6 protein-coding genes are annotated in these 6,567 nt (G+C 65.8%); 1 reads left to right on the plus strand and 5 read right to left on the minus strand.

What is annotated here, in order from left to right; all coding sequences use genetic code 11:
• Positions 1-23 precede the first annotated feature (23 nt).
• The 5 genes from ACIPHN_RS13395 to ACIPHN_RS13415 form a co-directional block, all read right to left on the minus strand.
• Positions 24-881, minus strand: coding sequence for an ABC transporter ATP-binding protein (locus ACIPHN_RS13395; protein ID WP_400436886.1), 858 nt, complete (start codon positions 879-881; stop codon positions 24-26).
• The gene (locus ACIPHN_RS13400) at positions 878-1,726 is read right to left on the minus strand and encodes an ABC transporter permease (protein WP_400436887.1); all 849 of its coding nucleotides are present in this window, start codon (positions 1,724-1,726) and stop codon (positions 878-880) included. Before ACIPHN_RS13400 ends, ACIPHN_RS13395 begins: the two co-directional genes overlap by 4 nt.
• A 7-nt stretch (positions 1,727-1,733) precedes the next feature.
• Entirely contained in the window at positions 1,734-2,747 is a 1,014-nt protein-coding gene (locus ACIPHN_RS13405) for an ABC transporter substrate-binding protein (RefSeq protein WP_400436889.1), read from the minus strand.
• A 21-nt stretch (positions 2,748-2,768) separates the two neighbouring features.
• The gene (gene atzF / locus ACIPHN_RS13410) at positions 2,769-4,601 is read right to left on the minus strand and encodes an allophanate hydrolase (protein WP_400436891.1); all 1,833 of its coding nucleotides are present in this window, start codon (positions 4,599-4,601) and stop codon (positions 2,769-2,771) included.
• Positions 4,602-4,877: 276 nt separating this feature from the next.
• Complete coding sequence (locus tag ACIPHN_RS13415) at positions 4,878-5,603, minus strand: 16S rRNA (uracil(1498)-N(3))-methyltransferase (protein WP_400436893.1); 726 nt, start codon at positions 5,601-5,603, stop codon at positions 4,878-4,880.
• A gap of 206 nt (positions 5,604-5,809) precedes the next feature.
• Here ACIPHN_RS13415 and ACIPHN_RS13420 point away from each other — a divergent pair.
• The coding region (locus tag ACIPHN_RS13420; RefSeq protein ID WP_400436894.1) for a 1-deoxy-D-xylulose-5-phosphate synthase N-terminal domain-containing protein at positions 5,810-6,567 on the plus strand (758 nt) is incomplete at its 3' end.

The following is a 6,567-nucleotide window of genomic DNA, read 5'->3' on the forward strand; positions in this document are numbered from 1 at the left end:
GGTGGGGGATCACTGCGTACGGATCAGGACAGCGCCAGCGTGCCCGGCGCCTGCATGCGCGCCGGCTTGCGGACTTCGCGCTGGAAGATCTCCATGGAAAGCTTCTTGGCCGCGATGAAGCTCGCCTGCGACAGCGTCTCCACCGTGCGCGGTCGCGCATCCTGGTAATGCAAGATGTCTGCCACCGCCGTCGGGCGCTTGGTCAGCAGCAGGATCTGGTCGGCCAGGTAGACCGCTTCTTCCAGGTCGTGCGATACCAGCACCATCGTGGTGCCGGTCTGCATGAAGACCTGTTGCAGCTTTTCGCGGATGAACAGCGTCATCTCGAAGTCCAGCGCCGAGAAGGGCTCGTCCAGGAACAGCACCTCCGGTCCCGGCGCCAGGGCGCGCATGATGGAGGCGGTCTGCTGTTGCCCGCCCGAGAGTTCATAGGGATAGCGCATCAGGTCGAACTTCACATCGAAGGACGCTACCAGTTCATCGACCCGGTGCTTGATCTCGGCCTTGGACTTGCCTTCCAGCTTCAGGGGATAGGCGATGTTGTCGATGGTGCGCAGCCAGGGGAACATGGCATCGCGGTAGTTCTGGAACACGTAGCCGATCTTGGTCTGCGCCAGCGACTTGCCGTCAAACAGGATCTGGCCGGCATCGATGGGGATGAGCCCGGCGATCATGTTGATCAGCGTGGACTTGCCGCAGCCATTGGGGCCGAAGACCGAGACGATCTGGTGCTTGGGGATGTCCAGGTCGAAATTCTCGTACAGCGGCCAGCCGGCGAAATGCTTGGTGAGGCCGCGAATGGTGATGTGGGTGCCCGGCGGTCCCGGCAGGAAGGGGACTTCCGGGGGCAGGTCTATCTTGGGACTGATCACGACGCTCATCTTCCGCTCCAGTGGACGAACCGTTTTTCGATGATGATGAAGACCACGTTCAACACGTAACCGAGTGCGCCGGCCGAGAGGATGGCGGCATACATCTCGCGCACGTTCAGGACTTGCTGGGTGTCGATGATGCGGTGACCCAGGCCGTTCTCGGAGCCGATGAACATCTCGGCCACGATCACGATCACCAGGGCCATCGAGACCGCGCTGCGCAAGCCCACGAAACTGGCTTGCAGGCTTTCCCAGACCAGCACATCGCAGAAGATGCGCCAGCGCGAGGCACCCATGACCTTGGCCGCCATCACCCGCTGCTTGCGCGCATTGAGCACGCCATAGGCGCTGTTGAAGAGCACGATCAGGAAGGCGCCGAAGGCGGCGATGGCGACCTTGTTGATGTCGGAGACACCGAAGATCAGCAGGAACAGCGGGATCAGCGCCGACGAGGGCGTGGAGCGGAAGAAATCGATCAGGAATTCGACGCTGCGATAGGCGCGCTCGTTGCTGCCCAGCAGCACACCGATGGGCAGGCCCAGCACGGCCGCGATGGCAAAGGCTTCCAGCGTGCGCAGGACGGTGACGCTGAAGTCCAGCAGCAGCGGGCCACCGGCCAGGCCCTTGACCATGGCCATGAGCGTCGCCTCCGGGGGCGGCAGCAGGATGGCCTTGATCCAGCCGGCGCGCACCACCAGGTCCCACACCACGAACAGCGCAACCGGGCCGATGAGGGGGAGCAGGCGGCCCAGCATGGCGCGCTTGCGTGGCTTGCGGGCCGCAGTAGGGGCCGGGGCAGCCGTGGGCGGCGTGACCGCAGCCACGGTCACGGAAGGAGCGACGGTATCGTTCATGATGGCCTCAGCCCTTGTAGATCAGGTTGTCGACCACGATGCGTTGCGAGAACACCCCCTTGTCGACGAACAGGTCGTAGAACTTCTGGAAGTAGGCGATATCGCTGGGCTTGAACTCGTTGTAGAGCATGTAGGACGCCAGCGGCACTTCCTTGGTCAGCGCCCCTTCGATGGCGGTGTAGCCCTTCAGGTAAGTACGGGCCTGGTCGGGATTGCTGCGCACCAGTTCGATGCCGCGTGCATAGGCGGCGATGTATTTGCGGGCCAGCTCCGGGTGCTGCTTGATGAAGTCGGTGGTCAGTGCCGCCGCGCCGCCATGCCAGGGCGCCATGGGATCACCCAGGATGTACTTGGCGATCACGCCGGCTTCCAGTACGCGGGTACTGTTGCTCATGCGTCCGACGGTGCCGGTCGGCTCCAGCGTGTAGGCGGCATCGACCTGGCCGGCCGCCAGCGAGGCCACATGCTGACCGATGGGCAGTTCCACCACGGTGGCGCCGGTGGCACCGGCCCGTTCCAGCACGGTCTTGGCCAGCGTGACGTTCTGGATGCCGGGGCCGGAGGCGACCTTCTTGCCCTTGAGCTCGGCGATCGACTTCACCGGGCTGTCCTTGGGCACCAGGAATTCATCCAGCACGTACTTGGCATTGCTGGGATTGGTGGCGAAGATCTTGAACAGGCCGGGCTGCGCCAGTTCGCCGATGGCCAGGTTGCCCGCCCCGGTGCCGTTGGCCGAGCCATCGGCACGACCCGCCAGCATGGCTTCCATCACCTGCTGGGCGCCGGCGAACTTGAGCGCCTGCACGTCCAGTCCGGCCTGCTTGAAATAACCCGCTTCCACGGCGGCGAAGAAGGGCAGGCCGGCCGCCACCGGCCAGTAGCCGATGCGGATGGGGACGGTCTGGGCGCGCAGGATGGCGGGGGCGCCCGCGATGGCGGCGGTCGCGGCCACCGCACCGGCCCTGGCGATGAAGCGGCGACGGCTGGTGTGGTGGACAGCGGATGGGGTGGTCTTTTTCATGAGCAGCTCCGTAGTGAGGTGTCAGTGCAGCGAATCGAGGTAGTGGACCCAGCCGCCGTGGTGGGTGATGTCGGTGGCGCTGGCGATGCCGGCCGGTTCGCAGATGAAGCCCTTGACGCTGCTGCCGTCGGCCAGCTCCACCGTGCCGATGCCCAGCGGCACCGGAATGGCCGCCACGAAGCCACCGAACTGGCGCAGCGGCATCTCCCACACTTCCACCGCGATGGCGGCACCTTCGCCGTCGGTGCGGGCCAGGCCGGGCTTGGGCGGGGTGGTGCCGGCCAGCGCGTAGAGACGGTAGTGCGCGGCGGTGCGGGTGACGGCCACGCGGCATGCGCCGGCTTCCAGCAATTGCCAGTTCAGGGGCTGGCCGCTGAGATGGGCGCCGACCACGCAGACCTTGATGGTGGTTTCGTTGAAGGGCAGAGGGGCGGCGGCGATGGCATCGCCCTGGGCGGCACCGCCCAGTTGCTGCTGGAAGCGCGCGCCGGCCTCGGCCAGCAGGTGATCGGCGCCGGCCGGGCCGATCAGGGTCACGCCGGCGGGCAGGCCGTCGCGACGCCAGACGCCCGGGATGGCCAGCGCCGCCATGTCCATCAGGTTGACGAAGTTGGTGTAGTAGCCCAGTTGGGAATTGCGCACCACCGGATCGGCTTGGACCTCGGCGATGGTCGGGAAGGTGGTGGTGGTGGGCACCAGCATCAGGTCGCTGCCGGCCAGCAGGTTTTCTGCTTCGCGCCTCAGATCGGCCAGGCGGTATTGGGCGTTGAAGGCATCCACCGCGTCGTATTGGTCGGCTTGCGCAGTGATCTGGCGCACCACCGGGTGGATGGCTTGCGGGTTCTCCACGAAGAAGTCGCCCAGCGCGGCGCGGCGTTCGCCCACCCAGGGGCCCTGATACAGCAACTGTGCGGCATCGCTGAAGGGGGCATAGGGGATGGTCACCAGGCTCACACCGGGCAGGGCGGAAAGTCGTGCCAGGGTGCGTTCCCAGGCTTCCTGGGCCACCGCATCGCCATAGAACTCGCAATGGTCGGGGATGGCGATGCGATAGCCGCGCCGCTTCACGCCCAGCATCGCCGGCCGCCGCGAATAGCCATCCTCGGCGTCAAAGCCGGCGGCGCTGTGCAAGACGCGCCAGGCATCGGCCACGTCGTGGGCGAAGATGGAGATGCAATCCAGGGTGCGACAGGCCGGCACCAGCCCGCGTGCGCTGATCAAGCCCTTGGTCGGCTTCAGGCCCACCAGATGGTTGAAGGCTGCCGGTACGCGGCCCGAACCGGCCGTATCGGTACCCAGCGAAAACATCACCTGGCCCAGCGCCACCGCCACGGCCGAACCGGAGCTGGAGCCGCCGGAGACAAACTGCGGGTCGATCGCATTGCGTACCGCGCCATAGGGCGAGCGCACGCCCACCAGGCCGGTCGCGAACTGGTCCAGGTTGGTCTTGCCCACCAGCAGCGCGCCGGCCGCCTGCAGGCGTTGCACCACGGTGGCGCTGTCGGTCGCCAGGCGGCCGAACTCGGGGCAGGCGCCGGTGGTGGTCATCTCGGCCACGTCGATGTTGTCCTTGACCGCGAAGGGGATGCCGAACAGGGGCATGCTCTCCAGCACGGCCTCGCCCTTGATCTGCCACATCAGGTCCAGCGCGGCGGCCTGCTGTTTGAGTTGCTTGGCCGGTACGCGACTGATCCAGACTTCATCGCGGCCGGCGCTGTCGATGCGCGCCAGCAACTCGGCGACGGTCTTGCCGGGCGTGCTGCGGCCCTCCCGGTAAGCCGCCAGCGTGGCGGCGATGGTGGTCGGGGCGGGGGCCTCGGCGCTGCTTGGGTAGGGGGTCTGGGTAGCGGTCATTTTGGATATTCAAACTTGAATACAAGATTGAATATCTTTAAGCAGAAGGCGTGCCAGGCTGGCCGGGGAGCCTGGCGGGTAGAGCTGGAGTCAGATGGGGAGCGGGTTTGCGGCCAGTCTTGCGGCGCGGCATGGTGTTGCCGGGCAACGGGCAGTATTTGTCAACGAGACAAATTGGTGAGGTTTGCGCTGTTTTTGTACGTTTCCAGACCGGAAGGGGGCGGGGCGTGCACGGTAAACCGGCACGCCAGGGAGATCAGTGGCCGCAGCTCGCCATCAAAGCTCGCCCCACACCGCATTCAAGGCGGCCAATGCCGCCAGTCCGGCGGTCTCGGTGCGCAGCACGCGGCTGCCCATGGACAGCATCAGGGCGCCCTGGGCGCAGGCAAGGTCTTCTTCTTCCTCGCTGAAGCCGCCTTCGGGGCCGACCATCAGGGTCACGGCTTGCGGCGGATGATGGCGCGCCCAGCCCGACAAGGGTTCCTCGCCGCGCGGCGAGAGCAGGATGCGGCGGTGCAGGTCGCTCTGGCCGATCCAGCGTTTGAAGTCGGCCAGTTCGCCCAGATGGGGCAGGCGATTGCGGCCGCACTGCTCGGCCGCCGAGTGGATGATGCCTTGCCAGTGCGCCTGCTTCTTCTCGGCGCGCTCGCCGGACAGACGCACCACGCAACGCTGTGCGGCCAGCGGTTGCAGGGCGGTGGCGCCCAGTTCCACGGCCTTTTCCACGATCCAGTCCATCTTGGAGGCCTCGGGCAGGGCCTGGGCCAGCGTCAGGGCATAGGGCAACTCGGCCTCGCGCGGCGAGAAGGTCTTGACCTCGGCGTGGGCGCGTTTCTTCTCGATGGTGCTGAGGGTGGCGGTATATTCACCGCCCTCGCCATTGAAGAGGGTGATGGCATCGCCCGGTTGCAGGCGCAGGACCTGGATATGGTGGGTGATCTGGTCGGGCAGGGGCAGCGCCGAACCGATACTCAGGGCTTGCGGGAGGAAGAAACGGGGCATGGGCAGGGTCCTGAAGGCGGTGCGGGTCAAAAAATGAGGTAAACCTTGTCAATCCGGTCATCGGAGTGGTCGCCAATTTTAATCCCCGGGGCGCACTCTGGTAAAATACGGGCCCGCGCCGACCCGGAGCTTCCGGGACCGGTGCTTTTGCTCCAGAACCCGATTTTTGCGCCTGGCGGCGCCTCCAGCAACTCTCAGACATCGACATGATTTCCACTCTTCCCACCGACAAGATGGCCAACGCGATCCGCGCGCTGGCGATGGACGCAGTTCAAAAAGCCAATTCCGGACACCCGGGCATGCCGATGGGGATGGCGGAAATCGCGGTAGCCCTGTGGGCCAAGCACTATCGTCACAACCCGGCCAACCCGCAATGGGCCAACCGTGACCGTTTCGTGCTCTCCAACGGCCACGGCTCCATGCTGCAATACGCGCTGCTGCACCTGACCGGCTACGACCTGCCGATGGAAGAGATCAAGAACTTCCGTCAGCTGCACTCCAAGACCGCCGGCCACCCCGAAGTGCATATCACCCCGGGCGTGGAAACCACCACCGGCCCGCTGGGCCAGGGCATCACCAATGCCGTGGGCATGGCGCTGGCCGAAAAGCTGCTGGCCGCCGAATTCAACAAGCCCGGCCTGTCCGTGGTGGATCACTACACCTACGCCTTCGTCGGCGACGGCTGCCTGATGGAAGGCATCTCCCACGAAGCCTGCTCGCTGGCGGGCGTGCTGAACCTGTCCAAGCTGATCGTGCTGTATGACGACAACGGCATCTCCATCGACGGCCACGTCGAAGGCTGGTTCAAGGACGACACCCCGAAGCGCTTCGAAGCCTACGGCTGGAACGTCATCCCGGCCGTGGACGGCCACAACGTCGAAGCCGTCAGCGCCGCGATCCACCAGGCCAAGCTGGCCGACAACCCGACCCGGATCTGCGCCCGTACCGACATCGGCAAGGGTTC

Source organism: Herbaspirillum sp. NPDC087042 (assembly GCF_044745245.1).
Classification (GTDB): Bacteria; Pseudomonadota; Gammaproteobacteria; order Burkholderiales; family Burkholderiaceae_D; genus Herbaspirillum.